The organism is Terrabacter sp. Soil811 (genome assembly GCF_001429655.1).
Lineage (GTDB): Bacteria > Actinomycetota > Actinomycetes > Actinomycetales > Dermatophilaceae > Terrabacter.
The window spans coordinates 301,551-320,349 of the sequence record NZ_LMSX01000007.1 but is presented as its reverse complement, the minus strand read 5'-3'; the positions used below and the strand labels follow the sequence as shown (position 1 = coordinate 320,349).

Here is an 18,799-nt window from a genome sequence, read left to right as displayed (position 1 = left end):
TGGCAGGATGAGCGCCATGACCACGGACGTCCCGCTCAGCGTGCGCACCCCCTCCCCCCTGGGCGAGTTCCTTCGCGCGCGCCGGCACGAGCTCGCCCCGGAAGAGGTCGGCATCAAGCGGGCCAAGGGTCGGCGCCGGGTGGGTCTGAGCCGCACCGAGGTGGCCGAGCTCGCGAACATCTCCGTCGCGTACTACGACATCATCGAGCGCGGCCGCGACCTGCGCCCGAGCAAGAGCGTCATCGAGGGCCTCGCCCGCGCGCTCAAGCTCAACGCCGACGGCCGGTCGCACCTGCATGCGCTCGCGACGGGCACGCCGTCACGTCGGCCGCAGGCGCCGGAGGAGCTGACCGAGGAGCTCGAGGAGCTGCTGGACTCCATCGACCCGAACCCGGCCTACGTCGTCGGCGCTCGCTGGGACGTGCTGGGCGCCAACCACACCGCCTGCCAGCTCTTCACCGACTGGGAGAGCAAGCGGAGCAAGCGCGAGCGCAACCTGCTGTGGTTCTACTGCTGCGACCCGGCGGCCCGGAGCCTCTTCGTCGACTGGGAGCAGGAGGCGGCCGACCAGCTCGCGCTCTTCCGTGAGGCGTACGCACGACACCCGGACGACCCGTCGTTCAAGCGGATCCTCGACGAGATCTTCAAGACCAACCCCGACACCGTCGAGTGGTGGGAGCGGCACGACAGCGACCCGACCCGGGGCCGCACCAAGCGGATCCGTCTCGACACCGGGCAGGTCATCCAGCTGCGCCAGCTCGTCCTGCAGGTGCTCGACGAGCCCGACATCCGCGTCATCAGCTACTTCGCGGACGTCGACGGGGACCTCGACGACGTCGAGTTCGACGCCTAGCCGAAGACACCGGTCGAGTGACGCCGGTCGAGTGACGCCCGTCGACCGGCGCCTCAGAGGGGCTTCAGTGGGCCCGGGAGTCCGGAGGGGCTCGTGACCTCGGGTAGGGCCGCCCACCGCGGAGGGATGAGCACCCGCAGGCGGGGCTTCTCCTCGATGTTGCCGCTCAGCTGAGGCAGAGGCGCTCGACGTGCCTGCCACGTCGACCCCTGGTCGAGGCTGACGACGAGCTGGTCCTGTGTGTCCGCGGTCGACTGGTAGTAGGCGACCTCGCACTCGGCGCCACCTTCGGCGAGCGACGTCGGCGTCGCGTCGCCGGGGAGGTCGGCCGACGCGAAGGAGCCGTCGCGCTGCTGGATGACGAGGCGCAGGTCCCCGCCGGCGCCGGTCAGGCCCCAGATGCCGCAGCCCTTCGAGGTCGGCGTGGCCCACCTCGTGTCGCCGTCCGGCACGTTCGGCACGGCCAGCCGCTCCAGCGTCCTGGCGTTGACGTCGAGCGTGCACAGACCGGCCCCGTCGGCGCACTCGACCGTCGACGTCCCGAAGGGCGGGGCCACGGGGTGGTCCATGACGGTGAGCGCCACGGGCTGGCGCATCGTCGCCGAGAGCAGGTAGGGCCCCGGTCCTCTGTGCGCCCAGTACCAGACTCCGTCACCGACCTCGCGGTACAGCCCCGGACCGCCCATCAAGGGCTGCTCACTCGACCCGGTGACGGCCCCGAGCACGAGGAACCGGTCGTCGGTCCCGTCGACGACGGCGATGGCCTCCCGGCCGAGGCAGTCGTGGTCGGGGCGAGGCGCGACGCAGCGCTTCCAGACCGTGAGCACGATCCGCCGGTCGCTGCGGGACTCGAGCTGGGCGGCGACGAAGGCGTCCGGGTGCCCGACGACCTCGTCGGCGGTCCAGTCGGGGACGCTCACCGACGTCAACCGTGGGGTCGGGGCGGCCGGGAGACTCTGGGCGCCTAGGCGACCGAGGCCCGACACGGCGAACGCGAGCGCGAGGACGGCGGCGACCGCCGCGGCCGAGACCCACGCCGCGCGACGGCGACGCACCCGGCGCTGCCGCCAGAGCAGGGTCTCGAAGGGAGGCTGGGCCACGCGGCGCTCGGTGTCGCGGGCGAAGGTGGTCAGGTCAGACATGGTCCGCCTCCTCGCGGTCGATGAGGTGCCCGGCCATCTGGACCCGGGCTCGCGCGAGCCGCGCCTTGACCGTGCCCTCGGGCACGGCCAGCTCGGTGGCGACCTGCGCCACGCTGAGATCGGCGATGTAGTGGAGCACGACGGTGATCCGCACCGGCAGGCTCAGCTGGCTCAACGCGTACACGATGGCGACGTGGTCCTCCGGAGTGCCGGGGCCGAGGTCGATGCTCAGCTCGGCGCGGAACTTCGGCAGGGCACGTGCCGTGACCCGGGCCCGGCGCCAGCGGTTCCGCAGCAGGTTGACCGCCACGGTGCGCAGCCAGGCCTCCTTGTTGGAGACCTCCACGAAGTCGCGACGGTGCGTCATGGCCGTGACGAAGGCCTCCTGCACGATGTCCTCCGCCTCGGGGAGGTTGCCGCACAGCGCCGCCAGCTGCGTCACGAGTCGCCGGTACGACAGGTCGTAGACGACCCGGACCGGGTCACCGTCGCTGCTCTCGTCCATGAGCGTCCACCTGCCGTCCTCACGATGCTTCCACTTGGACGAGTCCCCGGCGGCCCGTTCGGTTGCATGGGTTCGGGGAGCCGTTGGTGCCCGAGCGCCCCGTCCCAGGAGACAGGGCGCCCGGCGAGCCTGCTAGCGAGCGATGACCGGCCACGTGCGCCAGTCGTCCGGCAGGACGGCGCGGTGCACGGACCGGTCGAAGCCCGGCTCGGTGATCCAGTCGCGCGCGGCCTGGGCCGTCGCGGGCACGGACCTCAGGGTCCACGTGCGGCCCCGATCGGTGCTGAGCAGGGCCCTCACCGGGGTGGTCGGGAGCACGTCCTCCTCGTTGCTCAGGTACCAGCCGATCGTGCCGTCCAGGGCGTCCTCGACGACCACACGTGTCGGGCTCACCAGGACCTCGTACAGATCGAGGTGCAGCAGGCTTCCGTCCGGCTGGCCGACGGCCACCTGCCCGGTGTGAAGGATCCCCACCCATCCGGCAGCGTTCGTGATCGACCAGTCCCCGGTCGGGAGATCGGTGATGGGCGTCAGGGTGCCCGCGGAGACGTCGACCACGCACTTGACCCACGGTTCATCCGGGCAGGCGACGTGCGGCCGACCTCTGGCAGCCTGCATCCCGATGGTGCGGCCCGCATCGGGGGCGAGCGTGACCGGTGTCCTCAGGCTGGCGGACGCGGCCACGATCGGGGACCGCGGGGAGCCCTCGGGTGAGGCGGCCCGGAGCACCCAGATGCCACCGCCGGCGTACCAGACCTGGCCCTCGCCGGGGCCGGAGGGCACGAGCACCCGGCGCCCCGAGGCATCGGTGACCTCCCAGGCGCCCAGGCGCCGGCCCGGGTCGCACTCGCGCACGGTCAGCGTGTCGTCGGCGCACTGGGACCACGCCCGGATCGTCAGCTCGCCGGAGCGCTCCGGCGCCGTCCACGTGCGCCCCGCGCTGGCGTTGCGGCCGTTGACGATCTGCTCGGGAGGCCGCACCGTGACCGCGACCGAGCTCGGCTGTGGTGTGGCAGGAAGCGCCCGCGGACGACCCGACGTCGAGGCGAGCGCGACGACCGAGACCACGGCAGCCAGCCCGACCGCCGCGACAGCGGTGGTGACTCGGCGTACCCGCCGGGTCCGTGCCCGGCGAGTGATCTCCTCGAAGGTCGGCCCGTCGACCTGTTCGGCCACGTCGGTGACCAGTGACGTGAGATCAGACATGCTCGGCTCCTTCCCGGTCGGAGAGCAGGTCGGCCAGCAGGGCCCGACTGCGTGACAGGCGCGCCTTGACGGTGCCCTCGGCGACGTTGAGCTCGTTGGCCACGGTCGCCACGGGCAGGTCGACGACGTAGTGCAGGACGAAGGTCTCGCGCAGGACCGGGGTCAGGCGTCCGAGGGCGGCGACCAGCGCCACGTGGTCGGGGCCGAGCCCGAAGTCAGCGGTGGGCGGGGCCGTCGTGCCGCGCGAGAGGACGCGACGGGCCAGGGCGCCCCGCCGCCACCCCTTGCGGATCCGGTTGAGGGCCACGGTGCGCAGCCACGCCTCCGGCTTGTCCATCTCGAGGAAACGACGTCGGTGGTAGACCGCCTGCACGAAGGCCTCCTGCACGGCGTCCTCGGCATCGCCGCGGTTGCCGCACACGGCATACAGCTGGCCGACGAGTCTTCGGTACGACGCGTCGTAGATGACCCGGATCGGGTCGTCGTCCTCGCGCATGGCCCACCTCGGTTCCGCTGGTCAATGCTGACAGCGGAACAGTCCCCGGCGAGGCGGTTTGGTTGCCTCCGGAGCCGGTCAGCGTTTGCGGGTGCCGAAGATGCTGCGGGTGATCTCGCGGCCGATGACGGTGCCGGCCGACCGGAGCATCGACTTGAACGCCGAGCTGCCGGCCACCTGCGCGATGATGCTCGGCTCCTCCTTGGGGGCGCGACTCGACGCGGGCGCGGGGGCCGGGGCGGCGGGTGCCGGGGCGGGGGCCGCCGGAGTCGCGGGAGCCGCCTGCAACCGGGCCGTCAGCTTCTCGTAGGCCGACTCGCGGTCCACGACGTCGGCATACTTCGTCTTGAGCTGCGACGCCGCGATGACGGCATCCATCGTCGCGGGCGACGAGGGGTCCATGAGGGAGTTCGGGGCCTTCATCCGGGTCCACGCGACGGGCGTCGGCACGCCCTTGTCCGACAGCACGGTGACGACGGCCTCGCCGATGCCGAGGCTCGTGAGGAGCTTCTCCATGTCGTAGGCCGTGTGCGGGTAGGTCGCGATCGCCTGCTTGAGCGCCTTGGCGTCGTCGGGGGTGAAGGCGCGCAGGGCGTGCTGGACGCGGTTGCCGAGCTGGGCGAGCACGCCCGACGGGACGTCCTTGGGAGACTGCGTCACGAAGAAGACGCCGATGCCCTTGGAGCGGATGAGCCGGACCGTCTGCTCGATGGCCTGCAGGAACGCCTTGCTCGCGTCGTTGAAGAGCAGGTGCGCCTCGTCGAAGAAGAAGACGAGCTTCGGCTTGTCGACGTCGCCCTCCTCGGGCAGGTCGTGGAAGAGGTCGGCGAGCATCCACATGAGGAAGGTCGAGAAGAGCTGCGGTCGGTCCTGGACCTGGGGCAGCTCGAGGCAGGAGATGATCCCCTTGCCGTCGGGGGCGGTGCGCAGCAGGTCGCTCGTCTCGAACTCGGGCTCGCCGAAGAAGGCGCCGGCGCCCTGGTCCTCGAAGGTGATGAGGTTGCGCAGGATGACGCCCGCCGTCGCGCTCGAGAGGCCGCCGAGGTCCTTGAGGTCGGCCTTTCCCTCGTCGGAGGTCAGGTGGCTGATGACCGCGCGGAGGTCCTTGAGGTCGAGGAGCGCGAGGCCGTTCTTGTCGGCGTAGTGGAAGATCAGCCCGAGGCTGCTCTCCTGCGTGTCGTTGAGGCCGAGGACCTTGCTGAGCAGGGTCGGGCCGAAGCCCGTGATCGTGGCGCGGATCGCGATGCCGTCACCCTTGCCGCCGAGCGAGTAGAACTCGGTGGGGTATGCCGTCGCCGTCCACGGCATGCCGACGTCGGCCGCGCGGCTGGTGATCTTGTCGCCGCCCTCGCCGGGCGTCGCGAGACCCGACAGGTCACCCTTCATGTCGGCGAGGAAGACCGGGACGCCCTGGTCCGACAGCTGCTCCGCCATGAGCTGGAGCGTCTTGGTCTTGCCGGTGCCGGTCGCGCCCGCGACGAGGCCGTGGCGGTTGAGGACGCTGAGCGGGATCTGCACCGGGGCGTCAGCATGGGCCTGGCCGTCGACGACGGCGGCGCCGAGCTTGAGCACCCCTCCGTCGAACGCGTAGCCGGCCCGGATCTCGTCGATCTGGCTCGTGTCGCCCGTGCCGCCCGTCTGAGGGGCTCCTGAGCCTGCAGTCTCGGTCACGGTTCGAACTCTAGTGGCCGGTCGTCCACGTTCGACGCCTATGCTGACCCGGTGATTTTCAAGGCCGTCGGCGACTCGCGCCCGTACCCAGACCATGGACTCGAGACGACCAAGGACTGGTCGAACGTCCCGCCTCGGGTGGTGCAGCTCGGCGAGCTCATCACGACCAAGAGCACGCTCGACCTGCGCGGCCTCCTGGCTGACGACTCGACGTTCTACGGGGATCTCTTCCCGCACTGCGTCGAGTGGGAGGGCGAGCTCTACCTCGAGGACGGGCTGCACCGGGCACTGCGCGCCGCGCTGCAGCAGCGTCCTGTCCTTCACGCCCGAGTCCTCGTACTCTCCTGACACGGGCCCGCCCGACCAGGGGCGACGACGGACGAAGGAGCGGTGATGTCGCAGGTCGCTGACAAGGACGACCGCACCTACCGGGTGCGGCGCCAGCGCCGGTCGACGATCGTGATCGCGGTCGTCCTGCTGAGCATGGCGGGCGCGTTCTACTACGCCTCGACCTACTTCCGCGACACGACCCCGACACCGGGACCGTGCACGACGGAGGTGCCCGTCGCACCACTGCGCCCGGCCGACGTCAGCCTCAACGTCTACAACTCGACGACGCGCAACGGGCTCGCCGCGGCCGTCGCCAAGGTCGCCGACACCCGTGGATTCAAGGTCAAGGCCGTCGGCAACGACCCGAAGGACGCGGGCGTCAAGCAGGTCGCGCAGATCCGTTTCGGACCCGAGGGCGCGGCGTCGGCCCGACTCGTCAAGGCGCACGTGCCGCAGGCCGTCTACCTCAACGACAAGCGCAAGGGCGACACCGTCGACCTCGTCGTGGGCGCGGCCTGGAAGAGCTTCGGGAAGGTGCCCGTCGTCGCGACGCCCACCCAGACGCTGCGCCAGTGCCCCACGATCACCGTCCAGCCGTGACACGAGCGTGAGTATGCCGTCCGGCACGGTGCGCGCCGGACGGCATACTCACGCTGTGCTGCCCGTCCGGACGGCTCAGCGGGTGTAGGGCACGCGCTTCCACGACAGCACGTGCGCGGCGCCGGGACGGTTCACGGTGACCTCGAGGAAGTCCGTGTTGTTGCTCGAGCCGTCGACCGTGACGCGCGTGAGGTTGTCCGCCGAGCCCTGCACGCCGTAGAAGTCGAGCCACCTCGAGCCGGAGGCGAGCGGGCGGTCGGAGTTGTAGACGTGGCTGTCGCCGTTGAAGAGGTAGACCTCGCCGTCGAAGGCGTTCGACTGCGCGACGAGCTCCCGGACGAGCGGCTGGAAGGCCGAGTTGTCGGCCCAGGTCACGGCGTACGTCGGGTCGAACATGTCGGCCTGGAGGAAGAGCGCGACGGCGCGGTCGTGGCGCTGCCGGGCTCCGGCGAAGGCCGAACGGACCTGTGCCAAGGCGTTGTCCGTGCGGGCCCGCTCCTCGGCGACCTGCTGCGCCGTGGGGGAGGTGAAACCCAGCTCGGGCCAGGGGAGCAGGCCGTTGTTGCTGCCGACGACGTGCAGGGTTGCGATGTCGACGCCCTGGCGCCGGAACGAGACGTTCTCGGGGAAGCCGGCGGCCGCCTGCGACGCGACGGTCATGTCGGCGCCGAGGGTGTGGCCCGCGCGGGGGAAGAAGGTCGACCGGACGGCGGCGAGGCGCTCGAGGGGGTCGTAGGTGCCGTTGTTGGTGCGGTGGCAGTCGGTCCACTCGTTGTCGCCCGGGGTGTAGACGAGCGGCGTGGTGAAGCGGTCGAACTGGGTGCGGATCATCGAGAAGTACTCGTTCGTGCATCTCGACGAGCCGTTCTTGATGTCGCCGACGTGGATGGTGAAGGAGAGGTCCGGGGTGGCGTTGATCTGGTCGACCCATGTCGGGAAGGCCGCGACCTGGGCGTCGCCGTAGGGCACGTCGCCGATGACGGCGAAGCGGTAGTGGCCGTCCTTGCCCTGACCGGGGGCATCTGCGGCGGAGGCTGCCGTGGCAGCGGGCAGGACGACGAGCGCGGCCGCGACGGCCGCCAGGGCTGGGGTGCGAGAGAGGTGCATGACTGCTGTTCTCCCGCACCGTCGTCGAACGGCGCCACCACCAAAGCGTGAACGTCAGGCGTCGCGAGTCTGGGAGGTCGCTGGGACCCCGCCGTCAGAGCTGCACCAGCGTGGCGACCATGAGCGCCTTGATCGTGTGCATCCGGTTCTCGGCCTGGTCGAAGACGACGGACGCATCGGACTCGAAGACGTCGTCGGTGACCTCGAGCTCCTTGAGCCCGAACTGCTCGTGCACGTCCTTGCCGACCTGCGTCTCGAGGTCGTGGAAGGCCGGGAGGCAGTGCATGAACTTGACCCGCGGATTGCCTGTCAGCGCAAGCATCTCCGCGTTGACCTGGTAGGGCGTCAGCAGCTCGATGCGGTCGGCCCAGACCTCCTTCGGCTCACCCATCGACACCCACACGTCCGTGTGGACGAAGTCGACGTCCCGCACGCCCTCCGCCACGTCCTCGGTGAGGGTGACCCGGGCACCGGTCTCGGCGGCATACCTCCTCGCGACGGCGACGACGGCGTCGGACGGCCACAGCGAGCGGGGCGCGACGATGCGCACGTCCATGCCGAGCAGGGCCCCGGTGACGAGCAGCGAGTTGCCCATGTTGAAGCGGGCGTCGCCGACGTAGGCGTAGGCGATCTGCTCGTCGGGCTTGCCGGCGTGCTCGCGCATCGTCAGGGCGTCGCAGAGCGACTGCGTCGGGTGCCAGTCGTCGGTGAGGCCGTTCCAGACCGGCACCCCCGCGAAGGCGCCGAGGGTCTCGATGACGTCGTGACCGGCTCCGCGGTACTCGATGCCGTCATAGAAGCGGCCGAGCACGCGGGCGGTGTCCTTGGCCGACTCCTTGTGGCCCATCTGCGAGCCGACCGGGTCGAGATAGGTCGTACTGGCGCCCTGGTCGGCCGCGGCCACCTCGAACGCGCAGCGGGTGCGCGTCGAGGTCTTGGCGAAGAGCAGGGCGATGTTCTTGCCACTGAGGCGTCGCTCCTCGCGGCCCTCGCGCTTGGCGGCCTTGAGCTCGGCGGCGAGGTCGAGCAGCGCCCGGAACTCGTCGGGCGTCAGGTCGATCTCCTTGAGCAGGTTGCGGCGGTGGAGTGCGGCGAGGGACATGCACGTGATGGTTTCAGGCGCGGTCGCCGTGCGGCAATCCGGTCTCAGGGAGCCGGTCGGCGGCGCAGCAGCCCGAGCCGCCAGCGGACCTGCTCGACGAGCGCGCGCAGCTGGAGCGGGACGAGGACGCGGGGGCCCTCGCCGACGCAGAAGACGACGTCGTCGAACCGGTGGATGCCGGGACGGTGCGCGACGGTGCGGAAGGCGTCGCGGGCGCTGCGCAGCTGCGCCACGGTCATGAACGGTGACGGCTCGTCGGGCTGGTAGCGCGAGCCGAGCGGGTAGTCGCGACCGGGCCGCCGGGTCATCTCGACGTGGCAGCCGAGGACGTGCGTGACGGGGCGCTCCGCAGCGAAGGTGACGAGGCGGTCGAGGGTGTCGAGGAGGGCGTCGGAGTCCTGGACGTAGATGCGGCCGGGGTAGACCGTGTCGCCCGTGTGGAGCAGCCCGGTGGCCGGGTCGTGGAAAGCGATCGAGGCCGGGTGGTGACCCGGGATGCCGAAGACCTCGAGGGCACGGCCACCGAGGTCGAGCGGCACGACCTCGGTCGGCCACCCGGTGATGCCGAAGAAGGCGCACACGCTCGCGACGTCGTGGCCGATGACGGTCGTGCGTGGCCGGTCGGCGAAGGCGGCGTCGCCGGCGACGTGGTCGCCGTGGCCGTGCGTGTGGGCGACGACGAGCTCGTACGCGTCGGGGTCGTACGCGTTCGGCGGCGTCTGCGCGTCAGGCGGGGTCTGCGCGTCCGGCCGGGTCTGCGCGGCGACGTGGTCCGCGACGAGGCGGTCCACCGTCTGTCGCAGGGCGGTGCCCTCCACCGCCCCGGTGTCGAGGAGCAGCGCGCGGCGCTCGCCGAGGAGCAGCAGGATGAACGGGGCCTCGTAGGTGAGGTCCTTGCTCTGCCGGATCAGGACGGTGCCGGGGGCGAGGTGGTGCACCTGGAGCGGTGGGTCGTGTCGTCGCCGCGGGGACGGTGCGCCGTGGATCCAGGTGACGTCGGTGTCGAGGGCGACCGGCGTGGGAGGGGCCATGCGGTGATTGTGCACCGGGGTCGTGCAGGGTGGCCGGGGAGGCCGATTTCTTGTGCGGGGTCCGCCTCCGGTAACCTGCGCGACGGAGGATTCGCATAGTGGCCTAGTGCGCACGATTGGAAATCGTGTTGGGATAAAACCCTCGGGGGTTCAAATCCCCCATCCTCCGCCACATGACAGCGGCCCCCATCGCGCTCAGCGCGATGGGGGCCGCTGTCATGTGACGGAGTCTCCGGATTTGGGAGGAGGGGTGGGGGCCGCCCACCGCGAGGCACGAGCGACTCGCGGCCCCCACCCCGACGGTTCCCCCATCCCCGCGGGTGATGGTGTCCCCAGCCGAGCGGGCAGGAAACCCAGCCGAGCGGCGAGGGAACCGAGCGCGACGATCGGGGAGGGAACTGAGCGCGGCGAAGGCCGGGCGTGCCCCCCACAGCGAGCGACACGCATACGCAATCAGTGTCGGCTCACTCGTGTCCGATGAGCAGCTCGCCCAGCAGGAACGCCAGCACGAACGTGCCGCTGAGCAGCGGCAGCATGATGACCGGCAGCGACCGCTCCCGCGAGACGGACACGGCGCTGACGCCGGCGGCCGCGGCGACGAGACCGAGGACGAGGCTGAGCTCGCCGACGGGGGTGAAGAGCAGGGCGGCCCCGGCGGCGAAGCAGGTCAGGGCCACCCAGCCCGCGGTGCTCGTGGGCAGGGCGCTGAGGTGGTCGCCGCGGGCGTGGACGTGGCCGACGACGACCACGACCGTGGCCGCGAAGAGCAGGGCGAAGCCGGCCGTCCAGCAGAGTCCGGCGACGTCGGGATCGGGCACGACGAACGTGTCTGCGGCGACGAGGAGTCCGCCGATCCCGAGCCCGAGGGCCCACCGGTTTCCGGGGCTGTGTGCCGGGAGCGGTGAAGAGGTCTGGGGGCGCTGTTGCAGGGTCGACATGGCGACCTCCTTCGGTGCTTCCACGCTCGTCGCGGGCTCGGGTGCGCACCAGAGGCGAAGGTCCCCGACATCGGTTCGGCGGCTGTCGGTGGGGCACGGCAGACTGCACCGGTGAGCTCGACCAGTGCCGCCCGATCGCCGTTGACCTCGTTCTGGCACGACCTGCCGCGCGAGGGCAAGCTGCTCATCTCGACCGTCGTCTTCCAGTCGATCGGCACGGGTCTCGTCCTGCCGTTCATGGTCGTCTACCTCCACGAGGTGCGTGGCATCCCGCTCGAGACCGTGGGTCTGCTCCTCGCGCTCCAGGCGGGCGTCGGCATCGTGCTCGTGGCGCCGGCCGGGGCGCTCATCGACCGCATCGGGCCGCGGCGGGTCTACGCGAGCAGCCTCGTGGCGCTGCTCCTCGCCGACATCGTGCTGGCGCTCGCCACGACGACGGGGCAGGCGGCCCTCGCGCTCGTCCTCATGGGCTACGGCTTTGGCATCGTCTGGCCGGCGTCGAGCGCGCTCATCGGCAACCTCATCCCGACCGAGCAGCGGCAGCGCTACTTCGGCATCAACTTCACCTTGCTCAACCTCGGCATCGGCATCGGCGGCATCGTCGGTGGGCGCTTCGTCGACGTGTCGCGGCCGGGCACGTTCGTCACGGTCTACCTGCTCGACGCCCTCAGCTACGTGCCGGCGCTCGTCATCCTCCTCGGCCCGCTGCGCCGTGCCCGCGATCGGGTCGCGCGGCCGGCCGACGAGGCGACCGGCAGCGTGTCCTACGTCGCGCTGCTGCGTGACCCCCGGCTGCGGGCCCTGCTGCTCCTCGTCGGCGTCGCCGCGCTCGTCAGCTACCCGCAGCTCAACGCCGGCATGCCCGCCTTCGCGCGTGCCCTGGGGCAGGTCTCGACCGAGGGGCTCGGCTATGCGTTCGCGGCCAACACCGTGGTCATCGTGCTGCTCCAGCTCGTCGTGCTCCAGCGCATCGAGGGGCGACGTCGCACCCGGGTCGCCGTCGTCATGGCGTTCACGTGGATGGTGGCCTGGTCGCTGCTCGGCGCGACGGCGCTCGTGCCGGGCACGGTCGCGGCCACCGTGCTGCTCTGCGCCTGCGCCGGGGTGTTCGGCCTCGGCGAGACGATGCTCCAGCCGACGAGCGCCGCGATGGTCAACGACCTCGCGCCCGACCACCTCCGGGGCCGCTACAACGCGCTCAGCTCGCTCATGTTCTCGATCGCCTTCGTCGTCGGGCCGGTCGTCGCGAGCTTCCTCATCGGGCGAGGCCTGGGTCCGGTCTACATCGGTTTCCTCGTCGGCGGGTGCGCCCTGCTCGCCGTCATCTCGCTCGTCGTCGAGCGTCGGCTGCCCCCGCACGTCAACGGAGTCCGAGAGGTCGAGCAGGCGCCGACCGCGAGCCCGGCCACGGCTGGAGGGGCGATTTCCGGCTGACGTCGGGGGCGGCATACACTGGCCGTCGGCACCCCGCGTGGTGGTACCTCTCCGAACTCCCCCAGGGCAGGAATGCAGCAAGGGTAGGAGAGCTCTTCCAGGTACGCGGGGTGTCCCTTTTCCCCTCCGCGCGGTGGCGGGCCTCCGGTCAGGCCGGGGGAGCGGTGGTCGTGCCGACCCGCAGCTGCACCGGCTGGGTCACGCTCCGGGGCCGGGTGCCGTCGAGGCGTTTGCGCACGAGCGTCCCGAGGATACGGCCCTTCTCGCGGCCCTGCTGGTCCATGGTCGTGATCCGGTGCGGCAGCCACGGGAGGTCGACGCCGTCGAACCCGGTGACGCTGAGGTCGTCGGGCACCCGCAGTCCGAGCTCCTCGGCGGCCACGATGACCCCGGCCGCGATGACGTCTGACTGGGTGACGATGGCGGTCGGGCGCTCGTGCTCGGGCACGTCGAGCAGCGACCGGCCCGCGATCCGGCCGCCCTCGAACGACGACCCGTCCCCGGTCTGGACCGCGGCGGCGTCCGCGCCGAAGACGTCGCGGAAGCCGAGCAGGCGGCCCACGCTCGGCACGTTGGCCTCGCCCGGCCGCACCTCTGCGTCGGGGACCGGACCGGCCGTGCTCGTCGGCCGCAGCGGCATGGCGACGTGGGCGACCCGGCGGTGCCCGAGCGAGCGCACGTGCTCGGCGACGGCGATGCCTGCGGCGCGCTCGTCGACGCGGACCTGGGTGATGCGCCGGTCGCCCGGCACGCCGGTGCTGAACATCGGGATGCCGCGGGCCGCGAGGTGCTCGACGGCAGGGTTCTCGCCGGGTCCGCAGAGCGAGAAGACGACCGCGTCGAGGGCGAGCGGTGCGAGCTGCGGGACGACGGATTCGCCTGAGCCGGCGGGTTGCCCGATGAGCAGCATGCCCGTGGGAACGGTCTCGAGCACCTCGGCGAGGCCGTCGAGGACGGCGATGGCGAAGGGGTCGCGGAAGGCCATTCGCAGGCGCCCCTCGACGAGGACGCCGATGGCGCCCGAGCGGCCCTGCCGCAGTGACGACGCGAGCGGGTTGGGCCCGGTGAAGCCGAGCTCGGTCGCGGCGGCACGGACGCGGTCGCCCGTGGCCTCCGCGACCGGACCCTTGCCGCTGAAGACGAGGGAGGCCGTCGACACCGAGACGCCCGCGCGCTCGGCGACGTCGCGCAGCGTCGGACGGGCTTGACCTCGGGTGACCATGGGAGGCATGCTATCGAAACGTTTCGAGTCGAATCGATTCGAAGCGCTCGAGGGCTCGGTCTCACCGGGGCCACCCTCGTCCCGAACCATCGCCAGACCGCCGTCGAGGTGGTCGGCCGCACGGACGGCCGGCCCGCTTCACCCCCTCGCTTCACGCCCCCCGCGTCGGTCGTCCCTTGAGAGGCTTGCTCCATGTCCGCCGTCAGTGCCCCGCCGGCCGCCGTCGTCCGCACGGCCCGCACCGCCGTCTTCACGGCCTTCGCGATCAACGGGGCGGCATTCGCGGCCTTCGCCTCACGAGTGCCGGACATCAAGCACGAGCTCGGGCTCTCGGCCGGACAGCTCGGCCTGACCCTGCTCGCCGCCTCTCTCGGCTCGGTCATCGGTCTCCCGCTGTCCGGCTGGATCGTGCACCGCCTCGGTGCGGCCCGCACCCTGATGGGCGCCGCCGTCGTCCAGAGCGTCGGTCTGCTCGGCGTCGGCCTCGGTGTCGACGTCGCCCACAACCGTGCCGTCGTCATGGCGGGCCTCGTGCTCGTCGGCATCGGCACCGGGGTCTTCGACGTGGGGATGAACCTCGAGGGCGCCGAGGTCGAGCGCTTCCTCGGCCGCGCGATCATGCCGCACTTCCACGCGGCCTTCAGCGGTGGCACGGTCGTGAGCGCCCTCATCGGTGCGGGCCTGTCGTTCCTCCACGTCCCGGTCGCCGTGCACCTCGCCGGCGTCGTCGTGCTGCTGCTCGCCGTGACCCCGTGGTTCCTGCGCGCCTTCCTGCCCCGCTCGGTCGAGACGGACGAGACGGGCGCCGAGGTGCGCTCGGAGGCGGGGATCGGTGCGGCCTGGCGCGAGCCGCGCACCCTGCTCATCGGCGTCGTCGTCCTCGCCGCCGCGTTCACCGAGGGCACGGCCAACGACTGGGTCGCGGTGGCGCTCTCGGACGGCTACGGCCTCGAGCGCTGGGTGGGCGTCGTCGGCTTCGCGGTCTTCCTCACGGCGATGACGGCCGGCCGGCTGCTCGGCACCCGCGTGCTCGACGAGCGCGGCCGCGTGCCGGTGCTCCGCGTCCTCTTCGTGTCGGCCGTCGTCGGCTGCCTCCTCGTCGTCTACGGCGGTCCGGTGCTCGCCTTCGTCGGCGCCGCGATCTGGGGTGTCGGGGCGAGCCTCGGCTTCCCCGTCGGCATGAGCGCCGCGGCCGACGACCCGAGGCGTGCTGCCGCGCGGATGAGCGTCGTCTCGACGATCGGCTACACCGCGTTCCTCGCCGGGCCACCGCTGCTCGGCTTCCTCGGCGACCACGTCGGCGTGCTGCACTCGCTGCTCGTCGTCGGCGCCATGGCGGTCGTCGCCCTCGTGGCCATCCCCGCCGTCCGCGAGCCCGACCGAGCCGCGAGCACCGCCTCGACCACCGCCTCGACCACCGCCTCGACCACCGACTGACCGCTCGCCGGTCACCACTCGAGTGAGCGCCTAGTCCCACTCGAGTGAGCGCCCGGTCCCACTCGAGTGGCCCCGTCGTCCCACCTGCCACACGCTCCTGGGACGCCGCGCTCACTCGACTGGTGCGAGGCGCTCACTCGAGTGGCCGCGTGGCCCCAGCGGTCGCACTGGTCCCAGTCCCGGGTGTGACGACGGGGCCACTCGACTGGTGGGAGTCTGCTGTCAGAAGTACTCGGTGATGAAGGGCTGGCAGGCGAAGACGGCGTCGAGGGCGGCATCGCCGTCGGGGCTGCCCCCGGTCGCGAGCTCGGCCTGGCGCAGGCGCGACACGGACCAGCCGCACCACAGTGCCGCCAGCCCGCGCGCCTCGACCCGCAGCGCGTTCGAGGTGATCGCGTCAGCATCGTCGGTGCCGGCATCACCTCGAACCGGGGCGTCGTCGGTGCGTGTCGCGGTGCCACGCCCGTCGCGGACCGACAGGCTCCACCGACCGGTGTTGGCCGGCGCCTCGGCGTCGTCGACGACCAGGTCGGCCTCGACCGAGAGATGCCGACCGAAGCCTCGCCCGGCGAAGGCCGCCCCCAGGTCGACGACCCGGGCCATCCACGGGATCTGCTGGACCTCCACCGTCGGCAGCCCGCCCAGCGCGAGCGTCACCGGGTCGCGCGGGTCGAGGAAGGTGTGCACCGTCGGCGCGGCGGACGAGCCCGATCCGACGACGCCCCACAGCGTCGCCGCTGCCTCGGGGGTCGTCGCGACGAGATCCTCGACCGTGACGGCCTGCTCGGACAGGTCGTAGACGACGAAGCCGCCGTCGACGACATAGGCGATGAGCTCGTCGCGCTCGAGCATCCCGGTGAGTGCCGCCACCGAGCGCACCATCGGTCCGCTGACCCCGTGCCGGGCGCTCGAGGCGCGGGCGAGGTCGTGCATCTGCTGCGCGTCACTCGGCACCGCGGGGCGCAGGCCGGTCGATCCAGCCCGCCCGGCGCGCGTGGCGCCGAGGTCGCGGAGGTGGTGGGCGGCATACGTCATCCGGGTCTGCACGCCCCCGATCTCGTAGCCGGAGCGGCGGTACAGGGTCGCCGTGGTCGGGAAGAGGCACGACACGACGTCGCCGAGCTCGCCCATCCTCGTGATGAGGGCGCGGGTCAGGGTCGTCGCGACGCCCCGGCCGCGGGCGCTCGGCTCGACGTAGACGCCGGCGACGCCGCCCATCCGCAGGTGCTGCCCGCCCCACGCCTGCTCGTAGGGTCGGATGCGGCCGGCGCCGAGGACCTGGTCGGACTCGTCGACGACCGCGATCATCCGGCCACCGAGGGTCTCGGCCGAGACGCGCTGCCACCACACGTCGCCGCCGGTGCCGAGCGGACCGAACGACCGGTTGCGGATGGCCAGGACGGCGGGGAGGTCGGCGTCGACGACGTCACGCGTGCGCAGCTCGCTCATGGCCCGAACCTAACGAGTGGTCACCGCCGACCGCGAACGGGTTGTCGCTCAGGCGCGGTGCAGGTAGGTCAGCCGGCGCACCTTCGAGACCGCCCAGGCGAGCACGGCGTAGACGAGCCAGCTCACGACCGAGAGCCACGTGTAGCTGGCGGCCTTGGTCAGCACCGCGACGAGCGAGCCGAGCACGACGACGGCGAGGGCCGGCACGGCATACCACGCGATGACCATCTGGGGACGCAGCATGAAGGTGGGGGAGCCGCGGAAGGCCGCCAGCACGTTGCCGGCGACGACGAGCACGAGGATCAGCCACAGCGACAGCGGCGCACTGCCCGGCAGCGACCCGAGGGCACCGGCGACGGCGACCCAGCCGCCGAGCACCAGGAGCGTCAGGGCGGTGGGGACCGTCACGTGGGCCACGGCCTCGGTCAGCTCGCCGGTGCCGAGGAGGGAGGGAGTGCCGACGTTGTCGGCCTGCAGGCGCAACCCCTCCGCCCAGGCGCCGAAGCCGAGGTAGAGCGGCAGCAGGCCGATCGTCGCCGCGATGCTCGGGGCCGCCGGCTGCGTGAACGCCCACGTGACGATCGCGCCGCCCAGGAGCGTGAGGCCGAGGCCCGAGAGGAACGCGCCCGGCGTGCGCCGCAGGCCGATGACGTCGCGGCGGACGAGCACGCCGAAGGGCCGACCCGGGCGGAGACGCGCGGAGCGTCCGTGCCGGACCGGGCGGGTCAGCGCGAGGCGCGCGGTGCGCAGGTTGCCCGTGAGGGCGGACCCGGCCATGGTCGAGGTGTTGGCCGAGTGGGCCCGCAGCGACTCGGCGTGCAGCTCGCGCAGGGCATCGGGCACGCGCCAGAGCAGGCTGAGGCCGCGGTCCGGGCCGGGCCAGGAGCGCACCTGCGACCAGAGCCAGAGGCGCGTGGCGAGGACACCGAGAGCGGTACCGACAGCCGTGGTCACGATGATCGTCACCGGGCCGGCCAGGTGCGCGAAGGCCAGGCCGCCCCCGACGGTCAGCCCGCTGAGCGCCCCGATGAACAGGCCCCCGACGGCGGCGTAGCGCCACCACCGACGCAGGGCCAGGGCGCGGTCGAGCGGCACGGGTAGCACGAGGTCGATCCAGGGCATGGGCGGCACGACCGGGCCCCGGAAACGGCCGGCGAAGACCACCGCTCCGAGCAACGCCGCGACGGACGCGACCAGTAGCGCGATCGCCTCGGGCGAGCTCAGCTGGTCACCGAGCGAGGAGGCATCGGACGTGCGGAACACGGCCTGGACGATCGGGAGACCGTAGACGAGCGCGCCGAGGAAGAGGACGTAGCCGGCATACAACCCCTGCTGCCGGGCCTTGCGCGCCGCCTCGCCACCGATGACCCAGTCGGCCTGGCCGAGGAGGTCGTGGTCGTCGTAGTCGACCTCGGCCGGTGCCGTGAGGTCGCGTGCCGAGCGGTCGTATGCCGTCTCGCCGGGTGTTCGGGTCGCCGCCGGCTCCGCCGTCGGCTCGGGGGCCGTGGGTTCGGGGGTCGTGGGTGCGGTGGTCGTGGGGGCGGGGGTCGTGGGGGCGGGAGCGGCCTTTCTGCGGGCCGGCTGCTTGCGCTTGCTCATCGTCGGTCCGCGGTCAGCGCGCCGGGACGATGTCGACCACGCGGGTCGCGAGGGTGGCCGTCAGGTCGGGGTCGTGGCAGGCCATGACCACCGTGCCGCCGGACTCGGTGCGCTCGCGGATCAGCTCGGCGACGACCTGGCGCTTGCCGGTGTCGAGCCGCTGCTCGGGCTCGTCGAGGAGCACGACGCTGGCGGGGCGCGAGAACGTCAGCGCGAGCCGGAAGAGCTGCTCCTGACCCGACGACAGCTCGTGCGGGAAGCGGTCGTCGAGGTGGGCGATGCCGAGGCGGTCGAGGAGGGCGAGGCTGCGGTCGTCGGACGTGGCCGGGTCACCGCCCCACGTCGAGTCGATGAGGACGAGGTGGTCGACGAGGGTCAGGTCGCGGTAGGTCGTCGGCGCGCCGAGCAGGGCGGCGACGGCGGCGCGGACCGTCCGGTCGCGCTCGTCGGCCTCGCGGCCGCCGATGGTCGCGGTTCCCGTGCTGGGCACGAGCAGCCCGCCGATGATCCGGAGCAGGGTCGTCTTGCCCGAGCCGTTGGGACCCCGGAGCACGATGCACTCGCCGGGGTCGGCACTGACGTCGGTCGGCAGCAGCAGGGTCGTCTCGTCGATCGTCTTGCCGACGCCCTCCGCACGGACCTCACCGGTCAGCACTGCGACCGCACCCATCTGCTTC

The 18,799-nt window shown here is 72.1% G+C and carries 18 protein-coding genes, 1 tRNA gene and 1 other RNA gene; 7 read left to right on the top strand and 13 right to left on the bottom strand.

The annotated features are described in order from the left end of the window. Positions 1-16: 16 nt before the first annotated feature. The gene (locus tag ASH01_RS08410) at positions 17-853 is read left to right on the top strand and encodes a helix-turn-helix transcriptional regulator (RefSeq protein ID WP_056774171.1); all 837 of its coding nucleotides are present in this window, start codon (positions 17-19) and stop codon (positions 851-853) included. Between the two features lie 53 nt (positions 854-906). On the opposite strand, the gene ASH01_RS08405 is transcribed toward ASH01_RS08410, so the two are convergent. From ASH01_RS08405 to ASH01_RS08385, 5 genes are all read right to left on the bottom strand, one after another. Further along, complete coding sequence (locus ASH01_RS08405) at positions 907-1,995, bottom strand: hypothetical protein (RefSeq protein WP_056774167.1); 1,089 nt, start codon at positions 1,993-1,995, stop codon at positions 907-909. Then, on the bottom strand, positions 1,988-2,500 hold the full coding sequence (locus ASH01_RS08400; RefSeq protein WP_056774164.1) for an RNA polymerase sigma factor: 513 nt from the start codon (positions 2,498-2,500) through the stop codon (positions 1,988-1,990). Before ASH01_RS08400 ends, ASH01_RS08405 begins: the two co-directional genes overlap by 8 nt. Before the next feature lie 132 nt (positions 2,501-2,632). Then, a complete protein-coding gene (locus ASH01_RS08395; protein ID WP_056774162.1) occupies positions 2,633-3,706 on the bottom strand; it encodes a hypothetical protein in 1,074 nt (357 codons plus the stop codon). Further along, positions 3,699-4,202 carry an RNA polymerase sigma factor gene (locus ASH01_RS08390; RefSeq protein WP_056774159.1) on the bottom strand — a complete coding sequence of 168 codons (504 nt, stop codon included), beginning with the start codon at positions 4,200-4,202 and terminating at the stop codon, positions 3,699-3,701. The genes ASH01_RS08395 and ASH01_RS08390 overlap by 8 nt, the downstream gene beginning before the upstream one ends. A gap of 78 nt (positions 4,203-4,280) precedes the next feature. After that, entirely contained in the window at positions 4,281-5,873 is a 1,593-nt protein-coding gene (locus ASH01_RS08385; protein ID WP_056774155.1) for a helicase HerA-like domain-containing protein, read from the bottom strand. A gap of 51 nt (positions 5,874-5,924) precedes the next feature. Between ASH01_RS08385 and ASH01_RS08380 the strand changes: the two genes are divergently transcribed. Both ASH01_RS08380 and ASH01_RS08375 read left to right on the top strand, forming a co-directional pair. Further along, on the top strand, positions 5,925-6,221 hold the full coding sequence (locus ASH01_RS08380; protein ID WP_020145941.1) for a type II toxin-antitoxin system VapB family antitoxin: 297 nt from the start codon (positions 5,925-5,927) through the stop codon (positions 6,219-6,221). Positions 6,222-6,266: 45 nt separating this feature from the next. After that, positions 6,267-6,803 (top strand): LytR C-terminal domain-containing protein, encoded by a 537-nt coding sequence (locus tag ASH01_RS08375; protein WP_056774151.1) that lies wholly within the window; start codon positions 6,267-6,269, stop codon positions 6,801-6,803. Positions 6,804-6,878: 75 nt separating this feature from the next. On the opposite strand, the gene ASH01_RS08370 is transcribed toward ASH01_RS08375, so the two are convergent. From ASH01_RS08370 to ASH01_RS08360, 3 genes are all read right to left on the bottom strand, one after another. Next, the gene (locus tag ASH01_RS08370; RefSeq protein ID WP_056774149.1) at positions 6,879-7,910 is read right to left on the bottom strand and encodes a metallophosphoesterase; all 1,032 of its coding nucleotides are present in this window, start codon (positions 7,908-7,910) and stop codon (positions 6,879-6,881) included. 94 nt (positions 7,911-8,004) lie between these two features. Beyond that, positions 8,005-9,012, bottom strand: coding sequence for an ornithine carbamoyltransferase (argF, locus tag ASH01_RS08365; protein WP_056774146.1), 1,008 nt, complete (start codon positions 9,010-9,012; stop codon positions 8,005-8,007). A 44-nt stretch (positions 9,013-9,056) separates the two neighbouring features. Continuing rightward, entirely contained in the window at positions 9,057-10,043 is a 987-nt protein-coding gene (locus ASH01_RS08360; protein WP_082619611.1) for an MBL fold metallo-hydrolase, read from the bottom strand. Positions 10,044-10,127: 84 nt separating this feature from the next. Here ASH01_RS08360 and ASH01_RS08355 point away from each other — a divergent pair. After that, positions 10,128-10,215 (top strand) — tRNA-Ser (locus ASH01_RS08355). 292 nt (positions 10,216-10,507) lie between these two features. On the opposite strand, the gene ASH01_RS08350 is transcribed toward ASH01_RS08355, so the two are convergent. Next, positions 10,508-10,981 (bottom strand): hypothetical protein, encoded by a 474-nt coding sequence (locus ASH01_RS08350; protein WP_056774143.1) that lies wholly within the window; start codon positions 10,979-10,981, stop codon positions 10,508-10,510. A 111-nt stretch (positions 10,982-11,092) separates the two neighbouring features. Here ASH01_RS08350 and ASH01_RS08345 point away from each other — a divergent pair, with 111 nt between their 5' ends. Continuing rightward, positions 11,093-12,415, top strand: coding sequence for an MFS transporter (locus ASH01_RS08345; protein ID WP_056774141.1), 1,323 nt, complete (start codon positions 11,093-11,095; stop codon positions 12,413-12,415). 24 nt (positions 12,416-12,439) lie between these two features. Beyond that, an RNA gene (gene ffs, locus ASH01_RS22450) (signal recognition particle sRNA small type) lies at positions 12,440-12,536 on the top strand. A gap of 27 nt (positions 12,537-12,563) precedes the next feature. On the opposite strand, the gene ASH01_RS08340 is transcribed toward ffs, so the two are convergent. After that, the gene (locus ASH01_RS08340) at positions 12,564-13,637 is read right to left on the bottom strand and encodes a LacI family DNA-binding transcriptional regulator (RefSeq protein WP_082619610.1); all 1,074 of its coding nucleotides are present in this window, start codon (positions 13,635-13,637) and stop codon (positions 12,564-12,566) included. A gap of 192 nt (positions 13,638-13,829) precedes the next feature. On the opposite strand from ASH01_RS08340, the gene ASH01_RS08335 reads away from it, so the two are divergent. Further along, complete coding sequence (locus ASH01_RS08335; protein ID WP_056774136.1) at positions 13,830-15,074, top strand: MFS transporter; 1,245 nt, start codon at positions 13,830-13,832, stop codon at positions 15,072-15,074. Positions 15,075-15,296: 222 nt separating this feature from the next. Here ASH01_RS08335 and ASH01_RS08330 read toward each other — a convergent pair whose 3' ends face one another. The 3 genes from ASH01_RS08330 to ASH01_RS08320 are packed head-to-tail and all read right to left on the bottom strand — an operon-like array spanning position 15,297 to position 18,792. Next, a complete protein-coding gene (locus ASH01_RS08330; RefSeq protein ID WP_056774133.1) occupies positions 15,297-16,523 on the bottom strand; it encodes a GNAT family N-acetyltransferase in 1,227 nt (408 codons plus the stop codon). A gap of 48 nt (positions 16,524-16,571) precedes the next feature. Next, entirely contained in the window at positions 16,572-18,122 is a 1,551-nt protein-coding gene (locus ASH01_RS08325; RefSeq protein ID WP_056774131.1) for a hypothetical protein, read from the bottom strand. A gap of 13 nt (positions 18,123-18,135) precedes the next feature. Next, positions 18,136-18,792, bottom strand: a complete 657-nt coding sequence (locus tag ASH01_RS08320) for an ABC transporter ATP-binding protein (RefSeq protein WP_056774128.1) — start codon at positions 18,790-18,792, stop codon at positions 18,136-18,138. Positions 18,793-18,799: the final 7 nt, after the last annotated feature.